Genomic DNA, 18,307 nt, shown 5'->3' on the forward strand with positions numbered 1-18,307 from the left:
TAGCACGTATTAGATAAAGAACCTGGGAAACCAGGTTCTTTTTGTAGATTAAGGAGGAAGCACGATGCGGGAGTCCATGGAAAAAGGTGTGTTCTGGAGATGGGGGCACGCCATGTTTCGGTTCCGATGGTTAGTGCTAACGATTGGCATAAGCTTAATGCTGATCTTTGCTATTTTTGCTCAAAAAACGCCAGGGATGTTGAAAGACAATGGGTTTACTCCGAAAGGGAGCGAATCCGATCTGGGCTTGATTCAAATGAGGGATGAGCTTGGTGTGCCTCGTACCCAGCTGAATATCGTGTATACGGGGCATAACGGGCTTGATTTAACGGTGAAAGATCAGCGAGATGCGATTATGGCCTCACTTACGAAACTGAAAGAACTGCCTTATGTGGAGGATGTGAAATTTGTAACTACGCCTCGGAATGAGGGACATCTAGATGTTCAGGCTGTTAGTGTATCGCTCACATTGGATACAGATCCTGCGCTTGAGGCATACCCAGAGCTCAAGTCGCTTGTGCATCCACCGGCAGGTATGGACGTGTATGTAACGGGAGGTCCCGCAATTCTGTATGACATGCAAGTAGCCAGCAAACATGATATCGCTAAGTCGGAAGCGATAGGTTTACCTATTGCACTACTCGTATTGTTAATTGTCTTCGGTACATTCGTTGCAGCTTTCCTGCCTATGGTCGTGGGATTAATGAGTGTGACGCTCACACTGGGAGTTACCTATTTTATCGCACAACATCAATCTTTATCGAATTTTTTGCCGAATATGGTTACGATGCTGGGGCTTGCAGTTGGGATTGACTATGCACTCTTTCTGGTTAGCCGGTTTCGTGAGGAGCTTAAAGTACAAGGTAGTGTAGCTGCTGCCGTAGCCATGACATGTCAGACCGCAGGAAGATCGATTTTCTTCTCGGGTATTGCTGTGCTCATTGGTTTATTAGGGATGCTGTTTGTGGATTTGACCTTCTTCCGGTCTCTCTGTCTCGGGGGGGTTATCGTTGTATCTATTTCCGTAGTTGTAGCTAATACAGTATTGTTAGCGCTTCTAGGTATTTTGGGTCATCGCATTAACTCTTTACAGGCCGTTCCTAAACGATTCCGTAAGCAAGAAACATCGAAATTCTGGGAGAAAATCGCCTATGCGGTGATGAAACGTCCAGTTGTTTTAGTTGTCGTAGTAGGCGGTGTGTTGATCTACAGTATGACGCCGATCTGGCATATGAAATTAGGTGTACCGAATGCGGAGGTCCTTCCTCCGAGCTATGAATCCCGTTATGGAGCGGAGCTGCTCAAAACGGCCTATGACCCTCGTATGACAGGACCGATTCAAATTGTGATACATACGAAAGAAGAGATCTGGTCATCAGCTTCGATTGGTGAGATTCAAGCTTATGGAGAACAGGTTAAAGCTGTTGCTGGTGTAAAAGAAGTGCAGAGCTATCTAACCGTCTTAGGGCAGCATTCGAATGCAGAGCTTGCGGGGATGTTTACAAAGGCTGATGTTCAAAAGCAGTTAGAAGAATCGCAATTAGCGAAAGGGCATACTGCTTTGATGATTGTTATCCCTGAGAAGGACACGGATGATCCTGCGACGGATGCGTTAGTCCACGAGCTCCGCAAGTTGGATAAAGAAGGAATAGAGACTACCGTGACAGGTGGACCAGCCTATCGATTGGACATTATTGATCGCATTCAAAAGGAAATTCCGGAAGTTCTTATTTTCGTTATGGGAATTACCTATCTCGTCCTTTTGTTGGCATTTCGCTCCATCCTGCTCCCGCTCAAAGCTGTGCTGATGAATATGCTTAGCTTAGGCGCTAGCTTAGGTATCGTTGTATTAGTTTTCCAACACGGATTTATGGCAGATATGCTGCACATTACGTCAATTGGATATGTGAGTGCAACGCTGCCTGTTATCATTTTCTGTGTCGTTTTTGGTATCTCCATGGATTACGAAGTATTCCTTATTTCACGTATCATGGAAGAGTACGAGGCAAGTGGAGACAATGATCAGAGTACAGCGGAAGGTTTGAAAAAAACAGGGAGCTTAATTACAAGCGCGGCTTTCATTCTTGTCGTCGTGGTTGGATCCTTTATTTTCACGGATATCGAAATTATGAAAGCTTTAGGACTTGGCCTCGGACTCGCCGTATTGATTGATGCCACGATCGTACGGGTTATGCTTGTTCCTGCGCTAATGAAACTGCTCGGTGACGCCAATTGGTGGGCACCAAGGTGGCTCCGTGTGAAGCCCCAGGCAAAAGTGGAGAAGCGGTAGCGCCATCTGCAATTCCTGTCTCTGTTTCCTTTTTTGTGAATCATAAGTTACAATAAAGGGCATAGGTATAGGCATAATAGGTAGTAACATGTTCTTGAATAGGAAATGATAGGTCAGGTGTAAACAGCATGAATAGGAACGTAACACACTCCATCTTACCGGAGTTAACCCCCCATTATGATCCTTGGGACCCCATTCGGTCATATCGGAAATACGGGAAACATGTATTAACCAGCATTGAGCTTACCATCACCAATCTGTGTAATATGCGTTGTGAGCATTGTGCAGTTGGGGATTCACTTACGATGTCAGAAGGACCACGTATCCCGTTGCCAGTTATTTTGAAAAAACTGGATGAAATTGAATATTTGGAAACGATCAGTTTAACAGGCGGCGAGCCGTCTTACCACATCAAGATTGTGAAGGACTACATGCTGCCAATCCTGAAGTACGCGCGGGAGCGGGGAATTCGCACTCAAATTAACTCGAATTTAACATTAGATTTGGAGCGTTATGAGCTGCTTGCGCCGTATCTCGATGTGATGCATATTTCGTTTAATTATTTGAATGCAGATGATTTCCATCAGGTAGGATTTGTGAATTCTCAGCGTCCGGTCGGGCAAGTAACGGCATTAGGGATGTATGAGCGAATGGTGAATAATACGATCGCGCTAAGTAAGGGTGGTTTGTACGTTTCTGCGGAATCGATGATTAACACGCGAACCCATATGAAATTGCCAGAGATTCATCAGTTAATTAACGAAATGGGCTGTAAGCGTCACGAGGTACATCCGATGTATGCAAGCTCTTTCGCCTCACATCTGCCGATGGTTACCCTGGACGAATTGCGTGCGAGTATCCATCGCTTGTTAGACCACCGCAATCCGGACATGTGGATGCTGTTCGGCACGCTGCCTTTCTTCGCATGTAATGAACTGGAAGCGGACCGTAAGTTAGTTAAGCGTCTACGTGAAGAGCAGAATGTTACGGTTCGTAACGACCCAGACGGGCGGAACCGATTGAACGTCAGTACGTTTACTGGCGAGGTTTTCGTCACCGATTTTGCTAATGAGCCTCCGCTTGGAAATATACATGATGATGGGCTTGATGATATCTTTGCACGTTGGGAGAACAATCCGCTGAACCAGCGGGTGAATTGCTTCTGTAGTACGGCATCCTGTTGCGGACCCAATCTGCTTGTAGCTGACTCGTACTATCGCACTGTGGATTTCAAAAGCCGTAAAGCTATTATCTAATCATCTTTCTGAAGGAGAAATACATTTTGCCACATACGTCGTTTGATTTCGGTTCCATCGCACTCAATCTTTTCCTGGTTATCTTACTCGTCCTGTTAAATGGATTTTTCGTAGCAGCTGAGTTTGCCCTTGTGAAAGTTCGACATTCTCGTATTCAACAGCTTGTCAATGAAGGCAGCGGAAAAGCCAAATATGCGAGTATCGTAACGTCACAACTGGATAGGTATTTATCAGCTACACAGCTTGGCATTACACTTGCCTCCTTGGGACTGGGTTGGATTGGAGAGCCTGCGATTCATGATCTGATTATGGAACCTCTATTTCATACGTTTGGTTTAGGGGAATCCGTGTATACAACGACTTTGTCTTTTGTTATTGCTTTCGGATTTATTACGTTTATGCACATTGTGCTAGGGGAATTGGCCCCTAAATCATTTGCGATTCAAAAACCTGAATTGACCTCTTTGTGGCTCTCAGCTCCGCTATTGTTTTTCTATAGAATATTTCGCCCGATTATTTGGGTGCTTAATGGCGCAGCGAACAAATTTCTGGCAATGATCGGCGTAGAGCCTGCCAGTGAGAATGAAGCGGCGCATACGGAGGAAGAAATTCGAATCCTGATGGATGAGAGTGTCAAAAGCGGTCATATCAATGAAGACGAGATGACGCTTTTCGATAACATTTTCGAATTCTCCGATCTCATCGCTCGTGAAGTGATGCTGCCGCGGACAGATATGGATTGTCTGTTTCTAGAAACAAGTTTTATCGATAATTTGCGTTTCGTTCATGAAACCAAGCACACACGCTACCCTGTAGCTGATGGGCATAAAGATAACATCGTAGGTTTTGTACATATTGCTGACTTACTAACGGCGGATCCTGATGTTGAGCAGGAACTTAAAACCTTCATTCGTCCGATTCTGAACGTGCCGGAGTCGATGGAAGTTAGCCGTGTGCTTAAGCTCATGCAGAAAAAGCATTCCCAACTCGCGATCGTTGTTGATGAGTACGGGGGAACTGCGGGTCTCTTAGCTTTGGAAGATATCATAGAGGAAATCGTGGGAGAATTGCATGACGAATTCGATGTGAATGAGCGACCTGGCGTGGAAGTGAAAGACAAATATACCTCTGTCGATGGTCGTGTATTGCTGGAAGACCTGAACGACATGCTGGACCTTCAAATTGAAGACGATGATGTGGATTCGATTGGCGGCTGGCTGTTCAAGAAGGTGGAAGGCGCGCCTGTCAAAGGGAAGAAAGTGCCTTATGCTAATCATGTTTTCGAAGTGACTGAGGTAGATCGATTACGTATTGTTCGTATACATATAACGAATATCGACACGGTTAAACCGGGAAATGAATAATCGGAGGAGTCTCTATGTCACCCAGGACAGCTATAATCATGGCGATAGGAATATTGGTGTTATACGGTTTGTTCACCGTAGGGCTGCCATTTTTCTTAGCGTTGGTGACTGCTATTTTTTTAGACCCACTCACAACTCTCTTGATGCGTGTCGCGAAAATGAAACGCTTTGTCGCCGCAACCATCGTTAGTACGGCATTTACTTTGCTGATGGTGGCATTAATCTATTTTATTGGGATGAATGTCGTAACGGAGTTAATCGATCTTGGTCGTAAAGCGCCTAATTATATGGAGGATGTCAATAAATACGTGGATCAAGCTGTAGTGCGAACCCAAGTATTCTATGATTCTTTATCCCCAGAGATGGCAGCGCAAGTACAGACGTGGGTAGAACGGAGTACAGAGACATTAACCGGAGCATTGACGAGTATTTTGAGTGGTATTTCAGGCTTTTTCCTCAATATGGCCGGGAAAATCCCTAATTTATTCATGTTGTTGATCATCTATGTGATCACCCTGTATTTGTGCATGTACAACTTGCCCAATTTGAAGGTTGCTTTTCTCTCGATGTTTGAAACGAAAACGAAGGATAAAATGGAGCATGTGCTGACTTATTTGCGTGAGGCCATTTTTGGCTTCATACGCGCTCAACTGATCATGGCGATTTTTACGTATTTGTTGACTTTCATTGGATTGCTCGTTCTTCGGGCAGAGTACCCACTCGCAATTTCACTACTAGTTATGGTGATGGAATTCGTGCCTGTGATTGGGACTGGAATTATTTTCATCCCATGGATCATTTATCAGCTGTTGCTAGGATATACGAGTATGGGAATTGGGCTATTCGTGCTCTTCTTGGTACTCATCATCTTGCGTCGGATTGTAGAGCCAAAAGTGCTTAGTGATGCAGTTGGAATCAACTCGTTAGCGGCTTTAATTTCCTTGTACATTGGCTTTGAATGGCTAGGCTTTGCTGGTTTGTTCCTCGGCCCTCTAGTCGTCATTATTTATCAAGCATTGCGCAAAGCAGGCGTGTTGAATTTGAATATTAAATTAGATTAATAATGGGCTAAAAGAAATCTCTTTTCGAATTGCGTGGGTGCAATCGGAGAGGGATTTTTTTGCGTTTGGTGGGGCGAAAGGCTAATCATCTCTCAAAAATGCAAAAGTACAACCTTTTTTACTAATTTATCGTTTGATAATGCTAAATGCCTGCGAATAGGCATCCTTTGTAACGTATTTCATGATAATCTCCTGAAATCACTCCAAATTGATGCCTATTTGCATCAGTTTCCAATAGCGGAGGGGTGGAACCCATTCGAAAAGTGCTCTTTTGCATGTTTGACAGGGGGAGAGGACAAGAGCTTGAGATTTCCTAGAAAATCAACAACCTTACACTATCGGGCACTACATTTGTTGCCTCCACAAACTTGCTACATGACTCCACATTCTCCTCTCACTTCACATAACTCCACTACACTCTTCTCTTTATCCTCACAACTCTCCATCTATTCTCATTGCACACACAACTCCACATTACAATCATTATTACTCCCTACTCATATTGGGGGGAGAGTTGGGGCAACAGTGGTGAAGAGATTTTCTCGAAAAATATGGGAATAGGTGATTTTGGTCAAGTTATGCCGCATATAACGAGTCATATAGGCTCTGAAAAAGGAGGAGACGTATGTACACACAATTTAAAAGTTGGTACCCGTATATCGGACCGTGTGACCCTTGTCCACCGATTCGAGTGAAATGGTATAATACGCCGCCGCAATTATATATGCATTTTCAACCGCCAGGATTGCCACAGTTTAGCCCTTATGATGCTTTGAAAATGGGGACGCTCTGGCCAGCACTTTATGGGCCCTATCCGAATCCGTTACAGGAGATTAGAGCTGATGAAGGAGGCGAATCTACATGAGCGAGCGAGTGCTGCCCGAAGCCTATTACACGCAACTTCGTGATTTGCAAGCCGTGGATTTTGTATTGGTGGAGTTGACACTTTATTTGGATACGCACCCTGACGATCTGAGCGTGCTTCAGCAGTATAATCAATTTGCCCATAAGCGCATGCATATGGCACAGCAGTTCGAAATGGAGTTTGGCCCTTTGATGCCCTTTGGACACAGTTTCACGAAAGCGCCATGGCAATGGGTGGAGACTCCTTGGCCGTGGCAAGTTTAAGAAGGAGGATAGCCAATGTGGATATATGAGAAAAAGTTGCAATACCCGGTCAAGGTAAGCAAATGTGATCCGCGGATGGCCAAACTGCTTCTTGAGCAGTATGGGGGAGCAGATGGGGAACTCGCTGCGGCACTTCGCTATTTGAACCAACGCTATTCGATTCCGGATAAGGTTGTAGGTTTGCTGACGGACATTGGTACGGAAGAGTTTGCACACCTCGAGATGATTGCTACCATGGTGTATAAGCTGACGAAAGATGCCACGCTGGAGCAAATGAAGGCAGCAGGATTGGATGATCACTACGTAGCCCATGATCGAGGGCTCTTCTATCAGAGCGCAGGAGGCGTCCCCTGGACCGCAACCTACATACAAGCGAAAGGAGAACCTATTGTATATTAAGGCGCCAATGATTCCGCCTAGGGTTTCCACGTTACAGAGATCTCTTCCCCTTCAACAATTACGCTATCAATTAGCAAGCGTATAGCGGCCTTCGCCTTCATACGGTCATCCCCAGTTATATCTTCCAGGAGCTTCATAGCATTGTTTTGAACATTCGATGCATTCCCATTTTGATTCTCAAGTTTGGTTAACTGGTCGAGTAAGATAGCGCGGTCAGCTTCTGCTTTATCGGTTGCCATCTTTAAAACCTGCGCGGTAATGAGATCCATTGTGTATGCTTCGAGTTGCTTCTGCATCTGCTTGTCCAGTTTAGCGAGTTGCGCTTTAATCTCTTTTAACTCAGTATCCACGTTAGCTGCTGCAACTTTGATGTTCAGTTCCTTATCTGTTGCGGATGCTACCCACTTGATCTGTCCAATAATAAGATCTTCTAAATCGCCGCGGTGTACTGCATGATGTCTGCAGCCATATCCAAGCACATAGGACGAGCAGATGTAGCGGTGGTAAGTGTAATCATTGTACTTGGTCTTATGACGGTTCGTAGCGCCCTTCATACCGCCTCCACAGTACTTACACTTAACTAGGCCTGTAAGGAGATAAGTCTCGTTGTCGGCGTGACTACGTGCCTTAGAACGTGAAGATATAATGTCCTGCGCTTTCTCGTACCTCTCAGGATCTATAATTGCAGGATGGTTATCATCCTTGATAATCCATTCACTTTGATCTCGAAGCACTGTTTTCCCGTGTTCTGTTTTCCTTTTGTTAAAGATACGTATCCCGGCTATCGTTTCTGTTTTCATTAACCGCTTAACATTGATCTGATCCCACGGTTTACCTTGCTTCGTCAGCACACCTTTTAAATTCAGGTGTTTAGCAATCATTCGGTGGCCTTGACCTTGTTCGGCCATATCAAACATATAGCGGACGTTAGCGGCTTCATCCTCATTTATCACATACATACCATCTATGATGTCGTAACCGTAACAGGGCTTACCTAGCGCCTTGTCAGTGTTCCTAGCGATACTAACCATGTTATCATGCACGCGTTCGGAAATACGCTCACGCTCGAACTCAGCGAACGTACCGAGCAGTTGCAGAGTCATGCGTCCTACCGCGGTGGAAGTATCGAAGCTCTCCGAAGATGATACGTAGCTGCAGCCGTATTTGCTGAATGTTTGAATGATTTGCAAAAGGTCCAAAAGGTTACGGCACAACCGGTCTAGCTTAGAGGTTAGAATGATATCCACCTCTTTGCGTTCAACACGTTTGATCATTTCGGTGATACCTGGGCGGTTCAAATTTTTAGCGCTGTAACCATCATCTATGATAAAAGCAGGAGGAGGCCATCCCATAGCCACACAGTACGCTGTAAGGCGTTCCTGTTGTTCGGTTAGGGAATTACCTTTCTCTGCTTGATCTTCCGTACTGACACGAATGTAAGAAATGACACGCATGTTTTTTTGCCTCCTAATACTTTCTTAACATTATACTGCTATAGTATCCCTGACTAGGTGTAACTTTGTGGAATATCTCACATTATTTTGTTGTTTAATGTACATTTTCCACCCCCCGTATATTAGATTTTAAAACGAATACTATATACAACTCTGTGCTTAGTTGATGTGATACAAAATTTTCCAGTGGAATTAAGCGCTTAATCGGTATACCATTACATGGAGTGTAAGATGTTGCTTTTAGACTTTAGTACGTTACCATATAACCTTTTATAGTTACAGGTTGAATTATTTGGAAGTCACCCTTAAGTTATAGATTAAGGTATCCACCGCGGAGGAGTAGTAAATCTACTCACAGCCGTTTACCTTTTATCTCAGGTATCCATACGTAAAGATCTTCTATGTTGCAGTTGAGAACATCAGCAGCGTGCTTGGCTTTCAAAAGTGAAAACGTCGTCTTGCCTTTAATGATTTGCGAAACGTAGGGTTCAGAAACATCTATACGTCGGGCAAACTCGGCTTGACTCATCTTACCTAGCAGCTCAGGTAAACGGCTTCTCCCAAATTGGAGAGCCATGGTTTCACCTTTCAAAAATATTTATAAAAATGCGAACGGTTGTTCTTGTTTTGTTCGCACTTTGTTGTTAAAATGAAAACAAGAATAGGAGATCTACTAATTTTGAACGATGACAACAAGACTAACTTCAAGAGTATCGAAAAAGAAATTGGTAAACAATTAGGTAAAAGTTACAGAAACGTAACTGGTCGAGGCCCGGTTAATACTGAAGCGCGAATTGTAAATCAAGCTATTTTTATACAATATAAAGTCGAACGTGTATACATGGAGAAAAGATATATTTCATTTTTACAATCAAGAAATGAAGAAAATGATTTTTTTGATTTTGTTCGACCTGATTTTAAAGTCGCTCTAGGCATTATAATGAGAGACTTAAATCCTCATTTAACCGTTGAAGGAATTGAATTCCGTATTGATCCTGACACCACTTACATGTTAGTGACTTTAAACAAAAATCTCGAAAAAATGCTGCATTCTGGGGAAGCCAAACTGTCACATATTTATGAGGGCTAAGGATCCCCGTTTAAATAGATTCGCCCAAGGGACATATTTTCGCGCCTGTAAGAAATCATTGAAGCAGATATAGAAAAAATAGGGTTACATCTGGGGGAACTAATCCATGGATATTTTTACTGAGAAACTAAAAAAAACGGGTATTGACTTAAACGAAATAGCCGAAGTATTGAAAACATCATCTCAGAAATCCATCATCCATTGTCAGGCTTACAGAGCTGTATCTACGGTTTGCCCTTCAACTTGCCCATGGCCGTTAGAGTGTCTACATAGCGCGTCATATCATCAATAAATGACTGCGGTATAGGATGACCGTTAATAACTGACTTAGGATCATTCAAATAATCAATGAACTCATTCACGGCTTCGTGGTTGAGTTCTTTTTTTTCTTCTTGCTCTTCTCCTTCATCAGATAAATATCCAGCCTTCTTCATTAACTCTTCATATGGATAGTTATAAGCATTCGATAAGCTCTTCAATATATCAGGTGTTGGATTTATTGGCGCTCCTGTTCTTGGATGTTTCCCTTTCTCTAAAGAGCTAATATAAGAGTAACTTAATCCACTTCGCTTAGCTGCATCTCTAAGACTTAATTTACCTCTCAAACCTTTCAGTACTTCTCCGAGATCCTGCACAATAATTCACCCTCTTATTTTGTTCAACTAATAGAACAACATTGTACTACAAATAATTTTAAATTTCATGTGTTACGGAGTTGACATTATGTTTTATTCGTAGTACATTATAAGTGTGCTACAGGTAAAACAAGGAAATAAACGAAAGGGGTGATTAAATGAAAAACAACCTTCAATTTCTTATTGAATCCAATAACATCAACATCACTCACATGTCTAAGGAATTGAAAGTATCTCGTGGATCAATCTACAGAGTACTCAATGGAGGTGTACCATCCGCTGAACTACTACTCAAGATTTCCACATACTTCAAAAAAGATGCAAGGGACATTTTTTTTATCCCTGATGTGCGACAAGTAGCACATAGAAACTAATCGGAAAGGTGGTGATTTGTATGGCTGTCCTACAGGCAATGGCACATACACATAGGCATGAGGAGATGATTCCAATGCCTGTGAAACGGAAACGTAATGAACGGCCAAAACTCAGAATCGTTGCTGATTACATGGTGATCGACGGTGAACTCAAGCAGATTGATCCACTTAAAACAGATTTGCCAGACCGCTGCATGAAAGTAATCGCCGAAGTCATGACTGGCTGCAAATGTGAAATGGTTGACCGCCGCTGATATCGTACCCCAAGTAAACGGTTACTATCCATCCTAAAAATTTACCAAAGGAGCAAACGCATGAAATGTGAAATAGCTGGCTGCGAAGAAGTCGCAACACACCGCATCGACGGGATCGGCAATGCATGTGGTGGATGTGCTAAAGAAGTGCAAGATGATTTACAGCTTGATGAAGAGGAGCTGAACAGAATATGAAAAATCAAAAGTTACAAATTGCGATGTTAGTCGGGGAAATTCAAACATTGGTTTACATGGTCAACGAGTTCACAAATTACTGCGCATTCTTTAACTTCTCAGGTCATGTATGTTCGATCGATGTAAGCATAAGGGAATCCAGAACAAACTATACGGAGCATGTTGCAGATACATCGGTATACTCAATGACTCAAAACCCTGAAAAAGCAATAGAAAAACTCACAGTAATGAAATCGAATTTAAGAAAGATTCTACGGAAAAATGAGGTTGATTACAGCCGCTTAAATTACACAATCGAAGAAGTCCGGCATTACAAACTTGTATAAGGAGGTGCTGAACGATGAGTTTTATAAGCCCGCAATGGTTGAAGGATTACTTTAAAGGATGGACTGACGATGACCTCCATGATCGTCACCGCGAGATTACTTCATTCGGTGGTAGTGAGTCGGAAAAGATGATGATCGAGATGGAGTCGAAGCGTAGGGAGGCGGAACATGCTAATAAAGTTGCTAACTCCTGAGGAATGTCAGTGGCTTGCTAGACAACGGCCGCATCATAAGAGACAGAATCGCAATCTCTTACTTCACGCAAAAAAAGCCCGTAAGCTGCTCGAACAGCTTGAGGGCGGCATGAAAAATAATTCTACGGTAAGTATATCATAATTCGGAGGTTTTAACATTGATACATTTTGCCTGTATTGGTACTGATCGTTCAACGGGCGACTCACTTGGACCGTTAGTGGGAACGCGTCTACAAGCTCTAGGATATCCCGTAACAGGCACATTAGATGAACCCTTACACGCTATGAACATGGAAAAAAGATTGGCTGAAATACCAGAAGGAGTCTATATCGTTGCAGTAGATGCAGCTCTTGGTCAAGTCAGTAGCGTGGGCACAATCAAGCACATGAAGGGCCCGATTAAGCCAGGTGCAGGAGTGAACAAGGATTTAAAGCCAGTTGGAGATTATCACTATATGGGTATCGTGAATGTCGGTGGTTTCATGGAATACTTTGTGCTTCAAAACACACGTTTATCCCTAGTCATGAAAATGGCTGATGAAATCGTCGGAATGATTCAACAAAAGTTCGGTAACAAGTTGCTAGAAGTCGCAGCCACTAAAGAAGGAGTGACCGACAATGAGCGAGACGGAGATCATTGCATACCTAGAAAACGAGCTAAACGCAGCGCAACAAAAAATAAATGAACTGGAGAGTGTTATAGATGAGTATCAATCCCCTTTATGCGACTGAGCTTCAAATGATCGATGGATTGGAAGAAATGCTATGGGATGCAGGATTGGAAAACAAAGAGGAATTAAAGCAACGGTTTCAAGTAAAGGATATGCCTTCTCTTAACTGGGCACTACGGAAATTAGCTGCTATTGAAGCGAAGAAACTTGAGATGAGCAACATGATCGTTGCAGAGATTGAGCGATTGAAGTTGTTCGCTGAAAAAGAAACGCGTGGTTTAACTGAGTCTGAGAACTTCTTCAAAGCATTGATCACCGAATATGCAGCAGACAAACGTGCAGAAGATCCAACATACAAAATCAAAACTCCTTACGGAAAAATAGCTTACCGCAAGCAGCCTGATAAGTGGCTGTATGATGAAGATTTGCTCGTTGCGTACCTGGAGCAGAACGACTTCCAAGAATTGATTAGAACCAAGAAAGAACCTGTTAAAACGGAAATTAAGAAGTCTTTTCAAGTCGGTAGTAACGGAAGAGTGTATGACAATGACGGTCAGTTAGTCGAAGGCATCACAGTTGAACCGCAGCCAGACGTTTTAGATATCAAAGTTTCGGAGGTGTAAACATGGAAAACTATTTCACTGATTTAGCCAAGATAGATGTACGTGAACACACTGAAAAGAAAGGACAGTTCAGTTACTTATCATGGGCATGGGCTGTAGACGTTCTACGCAAGAAAGATCCAACGGCAACATGGGAAGTGCTTCGATTCAACGGTATGCCTTTCATGGAAACAAAGTACGGAATCTTTGTAGAAGTAGCAGTCACGGTTCAAGGTATCACACTTTCCCAGATCCATCCGGTACTTAATAACAACAATAAACCGATTGCACAACCTAACAGCTTTGAAATTAACACTAGCATTCAGAGATGCCTTGTAAAAGCGATTGCACTACATGGGTTGGGTTTATACATCTACGCAGGAGAAGACCTGCCAGAGGGCGCGGAGGAAGCTCCTACAACGCCTGAACAACCGAAAGAGATTAACTGGAAAGAAAAGAATGAACAATCAAAGAACGCAGCTCAAGAAGTCGGTCAACAGAAGCTATCAGAAGCGCTACAACGTGACGTAATGGGCTTGATGAAGAAACGTAATATGGGTTTCCCAGACTTGAATGAGTTCTGCACAGCCATGTTAGAGCGTCCTGTGAAGTTCTTCAAGAAAGATGTTGTGGATGTGGCAGAACTGAAAAAGATCAAGGCGGCAATGGATGACGCGGTGGGGGCTTAGTCCCTCACCTGGCTTTAAGAAAGGGGTGTACAAGCAATGGGGGAACTAAGACTTGGCAAAGGTGAAATTTGTCTTGTTGATGATGAAGATTACGAATGGCTATCTAAATATCGTTGGAATAAATCTCAATACGGATACGGATATAGGCTTGGTGATAGAAGCAAAGGCGAACAGTGGAAGATCCTCATACACCGCGAAATCATGAACGCTAAAAAAGGGCATGTAATTGACCACAAGAACGGAAATCCTTTAGATAATAGACGATCAAACCTACGTTTTTGCACACAAGGAGAGAACCTACGGAACTCGTGTGGAAGAGGCGGATCTTCTGGATATAAAGGTGTTTTCTTAAACAAATCAAGCCGCAATTCATCGTGGAGAGCATTGATTCGAATGGATGGAAAATCAATACATTTAGGATGTTTCAAAACAAAGGAAGAAGCAGCGCGAGCTTACAACGAAGCAGCAATTAAATATCACGGTGAATTCGCAAGATTAAACGAAATTATCTGACGGATCTTTAGGAGGTCTAGAACATGGCAGACAATCAAAAGTTGTTAACCTGGATCGAGGATAAGCGGTACGTCTACTCAGGACCGTATGAAGGTAATCTACCTTTAGACATAGCAAGGTGGAAAGGCGCTTTAAAGATATTGGACATGCTTGAAGGTGATCTTGATCTAGGGGAGTTTAATGCGGTTGATGATGAAAAGAAGAGACCACGCTGGACGTTCGAAGAGGAATCGAAGCTTACATCATTGTTCAAAGGTACTGATATGTCATACCGGGAAATTGGCGAGAAGATCGGAAAAACAGAAAAGTCAGTAAATAACAAGCTGCGGAGAATGGGAATAATTAAAACAATTAAAAACTAGCGAGTTGAGTAGGTGATTATATGGCTGGTGTAACGTGGTTCAAGGTGTTAACGGATATTTTCGCAGATGACAAAATTAAGATACTTCAATCCATGCCGGAGGGCGATTCACTTCTTGTTATGTGGTTTAAGGTGCTATCCCAGGCGGGAAAAACGAGTGATGGTGGTTACATCTATTTAAAAAAGAACATACCGTATACACCTGCTATGCTTGCGACACTTTTCGGTAAACAACAGCAGCTTGTTGAGTTAGCAATGCGTACATTCTCAGAGTTTGGAATGATCGACATTGACGACAACGGTTATATATTCGTTACCAACTGGGAAAAGCATCAAAGCGTAGATAAGATGGAAAAAATCAAGGAGCAAACACGGTTGAGGGCATCTGCTCACAGAGAGAAAAAGAAGCTCGAATTACTCGAAAGTAACGCAAAAGTAACGCAAAGTAACGTTACAGTAACGCTCGAAGTAACGCAAGATAACGCAACAGATATAGAACTAGAATTAGATATAGAAAAAGATCTTAAACATATTGTCGTTAAGGATGAATCCGCAATTGCTTTTGAAACATTTTGGAGTGCCTACCCGACCAAAGGAAGCAATAAAAAAATGTCATTAGCAAAATGGATTCTGTTATGGAGAGATAAGAAGATCAACATGGACCAGATGTTGAAAGGTGTAAACGACTACGTTAATTACCAAACACATAAGGGTTACAACATCTGTGCTGCGCAAGTTTTCCTTAACCAAGAACGTTGGAAAGATGACTGGTCTTTAACTCCTACTCTTATTATATCCGAAAGTCGGACAAGTATTCCTCCAACAGCAAAAAAAGAAAAGGAGGTTGAACCTTTACCGTGGACATTGTAGCTGAAAAAACAATCATCAAAGCAATGATGAACGGGCTTATGGAGGAAGTAACGGATCAAGTCCCTTTCTATCTCTTTCAGTCGCCAAATGCTCAAGAGACAGTTCGCAAGATGTACGAGATGAAAGGTGCTGTCACGTTTAACACCATGCTATTGGCTAAACGATTCAACAGCGATTACATAAACGATTGTCAGTACATGCGATTTGAAAAGGATGATCTCCCATACTTCATCAACAAATTAAAAGTAGCACATGTGAAAAAGTTGGGGCTTGCACATATCCGGGAGCTCAACAAGCTGATTACAACCGACTGCAAGCTAGAGGATTTAACAACGCTGCTTCGCAATGGTGTAAGCATCGATTACCAGGACACAGATTCCAAACTAACCATCATGCCTAGTGAGTATGCAAGCGACCATTTCCAAGCGATTGTAGATCGAGCAATAAATCCAGAGATTGCAAAGGGTATCCAGTTGAAAGCTTTCCCTGAGTTAAATGACACGTTCTACAGATTGCTAGGTGGAGACTTGATTCTCTTATGTGCTCAATCAGGTCATGGTAAGACAGCCCTAGCATTGAATATAACAAACGATTTGTCAGTAACGCAGGATTACATTGGGTACTATGCAAACGCTGAGATGAGGGATGAGGAACTATCTATGCGGATAGTTTCCATGAGGTCTGGGATTCCAACAACGGAAGTAATGACTTCTCAATTTTCTATGGATATGGTCGAAGCGCTAGACAAGATTTCAGCCCAGTATGATCTGATCGGAAAAAAGAATCTTGTTCTATCCAGGATTCCCGTTATGACAATCAACTCCATTCGCAGAGGTTATAAAAAGCTAATGAACGCAGGCAAGAAGCCAGACTATATCCTAATCGACTACCTAGGGCGTATGGAGCTTGAGGGGAACGTACAGGGCTTGCAGGAGTGGCAGAAGATGTACAGGCTGTCAGAGGATATAAAGACCTTAGCGGTCGAGCTAGACGTTCCTATAATTGCATTATCGCAGCTTAACGATGAGGGACAGATTGAAGGTGCTAAGAAGATGAAGAATGCTTGTGACGGTGTGCTGTTCTTCGAACCCATCTTAGAAGATGACAACGACAAAATGAATGAGAAGCAGAAGCAATACGCTAATTACAGAATCGTGAAGTTTAAAGTACGCCGAAACGATAACAGCAAGCCTATATACATCAATTTTACGAAGAAGTATCAAAGAATCTCGGAGGTGTTCTGAGATGGAAGAACTTTTCGCAATCGCCATGAACCCGGACATTGACCTGCAGACACGTTATGACGCAGCTAGGCTAATGCAGTACAACCGCCGTACAGATCCGAAGGACTACATAGAGTCACATAAGAAAAATGTGTGGAGAAGCAAGACAAGACCAAGTAGAGCGAAAGGGTGAGGCAATAAAATGCTAGAAAAGTTACCTGAAAGATTTAGGAAAAGAGTTGATTCAACTGGTGATTGTTGGTTATGGACAGGAGGTTTTTATACAACCGGATACGGTTCATATTTCCACGATGGTAAAAAACTAAAAGCACACAGATATGCATGGTCATTTTTTAACGGCCCAATTACCGATGGTCTCTTTGTATGTCATAGATGTGATGTTCGTAATTGCGTAAATCCAGAACATTTATTTTTAGGAACGCAAAAAGACAACATTAAAGACATGTACGCAAAAAACAGAGGCAATAAACCTAGTGGTGAGAATCACTTTAAGGCAAAATTAGATTGGGAAAAAGTTAAAGAAATACGGGATTCATATAAATGGTTCAGTTGCGATAATTCGTCATTCGCTCTGGGAAAGAAATATGGAGTAGCACCTAATCATATAATGCAGATTGTTAACAACAAGGCATGGAAGGTCGTAGACGAAAAATAGGGGGTTAAGGCGTGGGTAAAATGGCAAATTCAATCGGGAAACAAATGCTTACATCTGCTATTATCGGCACTCAAAATGTCAAAGGGGATGCCAATAGTCCCGTTACAACTTATTTTTTATCGGAGGAAGAGTTGGAGAAGTATCGCGCATTACCGGCACCACGGGTAGAGAAGAAAACCAATTCTAGGATCTGGTAGGTGAGGACATGCAACAACTGCAATTGTATGACGGTGTAGTGAAGTCGATCAGGCAAGTAAGACCAGTATTCCCTGAGTTATCAGATACGGAGTTTGCAACCTGGTACAGCGAACGATACAAAATCACGTTGCCGAGAGTGTTAACAATATTGGAGTACCTAAAGGAGTATGAGTGATATGAAGGTGAGATTGACTAGTTATGGTAAACCGTTTGGCCGGCCAATGCATAGAGAAGTTGCCATGTTGTACATCGAGCAAACAAAGCATGTGTTCACAGGTATTCATTTTGAAGTAATCACAGTGAGGTGATTCTCATGAACGATCGGAGTCAAAGACGTGAACTCAGGTTCGATCTGATATCTAGAATTAGCAAGCTAGAGATAGCTAACTGCCATGTGTGTACGAAGAGAGCAAGATCCAATCCAACGACCTGCCATGATTGTCCGATATTTCAGCAGCTTGGAATGTTAGGTGAGGAGTTAAAT

Annotated in this window: 28 protein-coding genes and 1 pseudogene; 26 read left to right on the plus strand and 3 right to left on the minus strand. The window is 42.7% G+C overall.

Translation table 11 applies throughout. The annotated features are described in order from the left end of the window. The first annotated feature begins 64 nt into the window (after positions 1-64). The 7 genes and pseudogenes from ACSQ8O_RS10340 to ACSQ8O_RS10370 all read left to right on the plus strand — a co-directional run. Complete coding sequence (locus ACSQ8O_RS10340; RefSeq protein ID WP_436241482.1) at positions 65-2,290, plus strand: MMPL family transporter; 2,226 nt, start codon at positions 65-67, stop codon at positions 2,288-2,290. Positions 2,291-2,418: 128 nt separating this feature from the next. After that, positions 2,419-3,546: a radical SAM/CxCxxxxC motif protein YfkAB gene (yfkAB, locus tag ACSQ8O_RS10345; RefSeq protein WP_436241483.1), complete on the plus strand. Its 1,128-nt coding sequence runs from the start codon at positions 2,419-2,421 to the stop codon at positions 3,544-3,546. A gap of 26 nt (positions 3,547-3,572) precedes the next feature. Next, entirely contained in the window at positions 3,573-4,910 is a 1,338-nt protein-coding gene (locus ACSQ8O_RS10350) for a hemolysin family protein (RefSeq protein ID WP_056624147.1), read from the plus strand. Between the two features lie 38 nt (positions 4,911-4,948). Continuing rightward, the gene (ytvI, locus tag ACSQ8O_RS10355) at positions 4,949-5,971 is read left to right on the plus strand and encodes a sporulation integral membrane protein YtvI (protein ID WP_436241484.1); all 1,023 of its coding nucleotides are present in this window, start codon (positions 4,949-4,951) and stop codon (positions 5,969-5,971) included. Between the two features lie 625 nt (positions 5,972-6,596). Next, positions 6,597-6,836, plus strand: a complete 240-nt coding sequence (locus ACSQ8O_RS10360) for a spore coat associated protein CotJA (protein WP_056624140.1) — start codon at positions 6,597-6,599, stop codon at positions 6,834-6,836. After that, positions 6,833-7,099 carry a spore coat protein CotJB gene (locus tag ACSQ8O_RS10365; protein ID WP_056624138.1) on the plus strand — a complete coding sequence of 89 codons (267 nt, stop codon included), beginning with the start codon at positions 6,833-6,835 and terminating at the stop codon, positions 7,097-7,099. Before ACSQ8O_RS10360 ends, ACSQ8O_RS10365 begins: the two co-directional genes overlap by 4 nt. Before the next feature lie 15 nt (positions 7,100-7,114). Further along, a pseudogene (locus ACSQ8O_RS10370) lies at positions 7,115-7,489 on the plus strand (manganese catalase family protein); the annotation flags it as partial. A gap of 26 nt (positions 7,490-7,515) precedes the next feature. Here ACSQ8O_RS10370 and ACSQ8O_RS10375 read toward each other — a convergent pair. Together ACSQ8O_RS10375 and ACSQ8O_RS10380 are read right to left on the minus strand one after the other, a co-directional pair. Next, positions 7,516-8,952, minus strand: coding sequence for a recombinase family protein (locus ACSQ8O_RS10375; protein WP_436241485.1), 1,437 nt, complete (start codon positions 8,950-8,952; stop codon positions 7,516-7,518). Between the two features lie 352 nt (positions 8,953-9,304). Continuing rightward, positions 9,305-9,481: a helix-turn-helix transcriptional regulator gene (locus tag ACSQ8O_RS10380; protein ID WP_436241486.1), complete on the minus strand. Its 177-nt coding sequence runs from the start codon at positions 9,479-9,481 to the stop codon at positions 9,305-9,307. Between the two features lie 150 nt (positions 9,482-9,631). Here ACSQ8O_RS10380 and ACSQ8O_RS10385 point away from each other — a divergent pair, with 150 nt between their 5' ends. Then, on the plus strand, positions 9,632-10,042 hold the full coding sequence (locus ACSQ8O_RS10385) for a hypothetical protein (protein WP_436241487.1): 411 nt from the start codon (positions 9,632-9,634) through the stop codon (positions 10,040-10,042). Positions 10,043-10,266: 224 nt separating this feature from the next. Here the strand turns inward: ACSQ8O_RS10385 and ACSQ8O_RS10390 are convergent, their stop codons facing one another. Beyond that, positions 10,267-10,677 (minus strand): helix-turn-helix domain-containing protein, encoded by a 411-nt coding sequence (locus ACSQ8O_RS10390; RefSeq protein WP_436241488.1) that lies wholly within the window; start codon positions 10,675-10,677, stop codon positions 10,267-10,269. Between the two features lie 158 nt (positions 10,678-10,835). Here ACSQ8O_RS10390 and ACSQ8O_RS10395 point away from each other — a divergent pair, with 158 nt between their 5' ends. From ACSQ8O_RS10395 to ACSQ8O_RS10480, 18 genes are read left to right on the plus strand one after another with little or no spacing between them, the layout of a single operon-like run. Further along, entirely contained in the window at positions 10,836-11,051 is a 216-nt protein-coding gene (locus ACSQ8O_RS10395; RefSeq protein WP_436241489.1) for a helix-turn-helix transcriptional regulator, read from the plus strand. Between the two features lie 20 nt (positions 11,052-11,071). Next, complete coding sequence (locus ACSQ8O_RS10400) at positions 11,072-11,305, plus strand: hypothetical protein (RefSeq protein ID WP_436241490.1); 234 nt, start codon at positions 11,072-11,074, stop codon at positions 11,303-11,305. A gap of 60 nt (positions 11,306-11,365) precedes the next feature. Then, entirely contained in the window at positions 11,366-11,500 is a 135-nt protein-coding gene (locus ACSQ8O_RS10405; protein ID WP_436241491.1) for a hypothetical protein, read from the plus strand. Continuing rightward, complete coding sequence (locus ACSQ8O_RS10410) at positions 11,497-11,826, plus strand: hypothetical protein (RefSeq protein ID WP_436241493.1); 330 nt, start codon at positions 11,497-11,499, stop codon at positions 11,824-11,826. The genes ACSQ8O_RS10405 and ACSQ8O_RS10410 overlap by 4 nt, the downstream gene beginning before the upstream one ends. A gap of 14 nt (positions 11,827-11,840) precedes the next feature. Further along, a complete protein-coding gene (locus tag ACSQ8O_RS10415; RefSeq protein WP_436241494.1) occupies positions 11,841-12,020 on the plus strand; it encodes a hypothetical protein in 180 nt (59 codons plus the stop codon). After that, complete coding sequence (locus tag ACSQ8O_RS10420; protein WP_436241495.1) at positions 11,995-12,162, plus strand: hypothetical protein; 168 nt, start codon at positions 11,995-11,997, stop codon at positions 12,160-12,162. The genes ACSQ8O_RS10415 and ACSQ8O_RS10420 overlap by 26 nt, the downstream gene beginning before the upstream one ends. A gap of 16 nt (positions 12,163-12,178) precedes the next feature. After that, entirely contained in the window at positions 12,179-12,706 is a 528-nt protein-coding gene (gene yyaC, locus ACSQ8O_RS10425; protein WP_436241496.1) for a spore protease YyaC, read from the plus strand. Positions 12,707-12,723: 17 nt separating this feature from the next. Further along, positions 12,724-13,314 (plus strand): host-nuclease inhibitor Gam family protein, encoded by a 591-nt coding sequence (locus ACSQ8O_RS10430; protein WP_436241497.1) that lies wholly within the window; start codon positions 12,724-12,726, stop codon positions 13,312-13,314. Positions 13,315-13,316: 2 nt separating this feature from the next. Next, entirely contained in the window at positions 13,317-13,982 is a 666-nt protein-coding gene (locus ACSQ8O_RS10435) for a DUF1071 domain-containing protein (protein WP_436241498.1), read from the plus strand. A 36-nt stretch (positions 13,983-14,018) separates the two neighbouring features. Further along, positions 14,019-14,495, plus strand: a complete 477-nt coding sequence (locus ACSQ8O_RS10440; protein WP_436241499.1) for an AP2/ERF family transcription factor — start codon at positions 14,019-14,021, stop codon at positions 14,493-14,495. Between the two features lie 23 nt (positions 14,496-14,518). After that, positions 14,519-14,857, plus strand: a complete 339-nt coding sequence (locus ACSQ8O_RS10445) for a hypothetical protein (protein WP_436241500.1) — start codon at positions 14,519-14,521, stop codon at positions 14,855-14,857. A 20-nt stretch (positions 14,858-14,877) separates the two neighbouring features. Then, the gene (locus ACSQ8O_RS10450) at positions 14,878-15,726 is read left to right on the plus strand and encodes a phage replisome organizer N-terminal domain-containing protein (RefSeq protein WP_436241501.1); all 849 of its coding nucleotides are present in this window, start codon (positions 14,878-14,880) and stop codon (positions 15,724-15,726) included. After that, entirely contained in the window at positions 15,714-16,970 is a 1,257-nt protein-coding gene (locus tag ACSQ8O_RS10455; protein WP_436241502.1) for a DnaB-like helicase C-terminal domain-containing protein, read from the plus strand. The genes ACSQ8O_RS10450 and ACSQ8O_RS10455 overlap by 13 nt, the downstream gene beginning before the upstream one ends. A gap of 1 nt (position 16,971) precedes the next feature. Further along, on the plus strand, positions 16,972-17,142 hold the full coding sequence (locus ACSQ8O_RS10460) for a hypothetical protein (protein WP_436241503.1): 171 nt from the start codon (positions 16,972-16,974) through the stop codon (positions 17,140-17,142). A gap of 9 nt (positions 17,143-17,151) precedes the next feature. Then, a complete protein-coding gene (locus ACSQ8O_RS10465) occupies positions 17,152-17,625 on the plus strand; it encodes an HNH endonuclease signature motif containing protein (protein WP_436241504.1) in 474 nt (157 codons plus the stop codon). 11 nt (positions 17,626-17,636) lie between these two features. Beyond that, positions 17,637-17,822 carry a hypothetical protein gene (locus ACSQ8O_RS10470; protein ID WP_436241505.1) on the plus strand — a complete coding sequence of 62 codons (186 nt, stop codon included), beginning with the start codon at positions 17,637-17,639 and terminating at the stop codon, positions 17,820-17,822. 8 nt (positions 17,823-17,830) lie between these two features. After that, positions 17,831-17,998 (plus strand): hypothetical protein, encoded by a 168-nt coding sequence (locus ACSQ8O_RS10475; protein WP_436241506.1) that lies wholly within the window; start codon positions 17,831-17,833, stop codon positions 17,996-17,998. A 1-nt stretch (position 17,999) separates the two neighbouring features. Further along, entirely contained in the window at positions 18,000-18,131 is a 132-nt protein-coding gene (locus ACSQ8O_RS10480) for a hypothetical protein (RefSeq protein ID WP_436241507.1), read from the plus strand. Positions 18,132-18,307: the final 176 nt, after the last annotated feature.

The sequence above is a fragment of the Paenibacillus sp. LjRoot56 genome (genome assembly GCF_964253335.1).
Classification (GTDB): Bacteria; Bacillota; Bacilli; order Paenibacillales; family NBRC-103111; genus Paenibacillus_E; species Paenibacillus_E allorhizoplanae.

Bases quoted from the DNA above. Each gene is read 5' to 3' on its own strand.
- ACSQ8O_RS10340 (WP_436241482.1), top strand. From the start codon at position 65: ATGCGGGAGTCCATGGAAAAAGGTGTGTTCTGGAGATGGGGGCACGCC.
- yfkAB (WP_436241483.1), top strand. From the start codon at position 2,419: ATGAATAGGAACGTAACACACTCCATCTTACCGGAGTTAACCCCCCAT.
- ytvI (WP_436241484.1), top strand. From the start codon at position 4,949: ATGGCGATAGGAATATTGGTGTTATACGGTTTGTTCACCGTAGGGCTG.
- ACSQ8O_RS10360 (WP_056624140.1), top strand. From the start codon at position 6,597: ATGTACACACAATTTAAAAGTTGGTACCCGTATATCGGACCGTGTGAC.
- ACSQ8O_RS10365 (WP_056624138.1), top strand. From the start codon at position 6,833: ATGAGCGAGCGAGTGCTGCCCGAAGCCTATTACACGCAACTTCGTGAT.
- ACSQ8O_RS10375 (WP_436241485.1), bottom strand. From the start codon at position 8,952: ATGCGTGTCATTTCTTACATTCGTGTCAGTACGGAAGATCAAGCAGAG.
- ACSQ8O_RS10380 (WP_436241486.1), bottom strand. From the start codon at position 9,481: ATGAGTCAAGCCGAGTTTGCCCGACGTATAGATGTTTCTGAACCCTAC.
- ACSQ8O_RS10395 (WP_436241489.1), top strand. From the start codon at position 10,836: ATGAAAAACAACCTTCAATTTCTTATTGAATCCAATAACATCAACATC.
- ACSQ8O_RS10400 (WP_436241490.1), top strand. From the start codon at position 11,072: ATGGCTGTCCTACAGGCAATGGCACATACACATAGGCATGAGGAGATG.
- ACSQ8O_RS10405 (WP_436241491.1), top strand. From the start codon at position 11,366: ATGAAATGTGAAATAGCTGGCTGCGAAGAAGTCGCAACACACCGCATC.
- ACSQ8O_RS10410 (WP_436241493.1), top strand. From the start codon at position 11,497: ATGAAAAATCAAAAGTTACAAATTGCGATGTTAGTCGGGGAAATTCAA.
- ACSQ8O_RS10415 (WP_436241494.1), top strand. From the start codon at position 11,841: ATGAGTTTTATAAGCCCGCAATGGTTGAAGGATTACTTTAAAGGATGG.
- ACSQ8O_RS10420 (WP_436241495.1), top strand. From the start codon at position 11,995: ATGCTAATAAAGTTGCTAACTCCTGAGGAATGTCAGTGGCTTGCTAGA.
- ACSQ8O_RS10430 (WP_436241497.1), top strand. From the start codon at position 12,724: ATGAGTATCAATCCCCTTTATGCGACTGAGCTTCAAATGATCGATGGA.
- ACSQ8O_RS10435 (WP_436241498.1), top strand. From the start codon at position 13,317: ATGGAAAACTATTTCACTGATTTAGCCAAGATAGATGTACGTGAACAC.
- ACSQ8O_RS10440 (WP_436241499.1), top strand. From the start codon at position 14,019: ATGGGGGAACTAAGACTTGGCAAAGGTGAAATTTGTCTTGTTGATGAT.
- ACSQ8O_RS10445 (WP_436241500.1), top strand. From the start codon at position 14,519: ATGGCAGACAATCAAAAGTTGTTAACCTGGATCGAGGATAAGCGGTAC.
- ACSQ8O_RS10450 (WP_436241501.1), top strand. From the start codon at position 14,878: ATGGCTGGTGTAACGTGGTTCAAGGTGTTAACGGATATTTTCGCAGAT.
- ACSQ8O_RS10460 (WP_436241503.1), top strand. From the start codon at position 16,972: ATGGAAGAACTTTTCGCAATCGCCATGAACCCGGACATTGACCTGCAG.
- ACSQ8O_RS10465 (WP_436241504.1), top strand. From the start codon at position 17,152: ATGCTAGAAAAGTTACCTGAAAGATTTAGGAAAAGAGTTGATTCAACT.
- ACSQ8O_RS10475 (WP_436241506.1), top strand. From the start codon at position 17,831: ATGCAACAACTGCAATTGTATGACGGTGTAGTGAAGTCGATCAGGCAA.
- ACSQ8O_RS10480 (WP_436241507.1), top strand. From the start codon at position 18,000: ATGAAGGTGAGATTGACTAGTTATGGTAAACCGTTTGGCCGGCCAATG.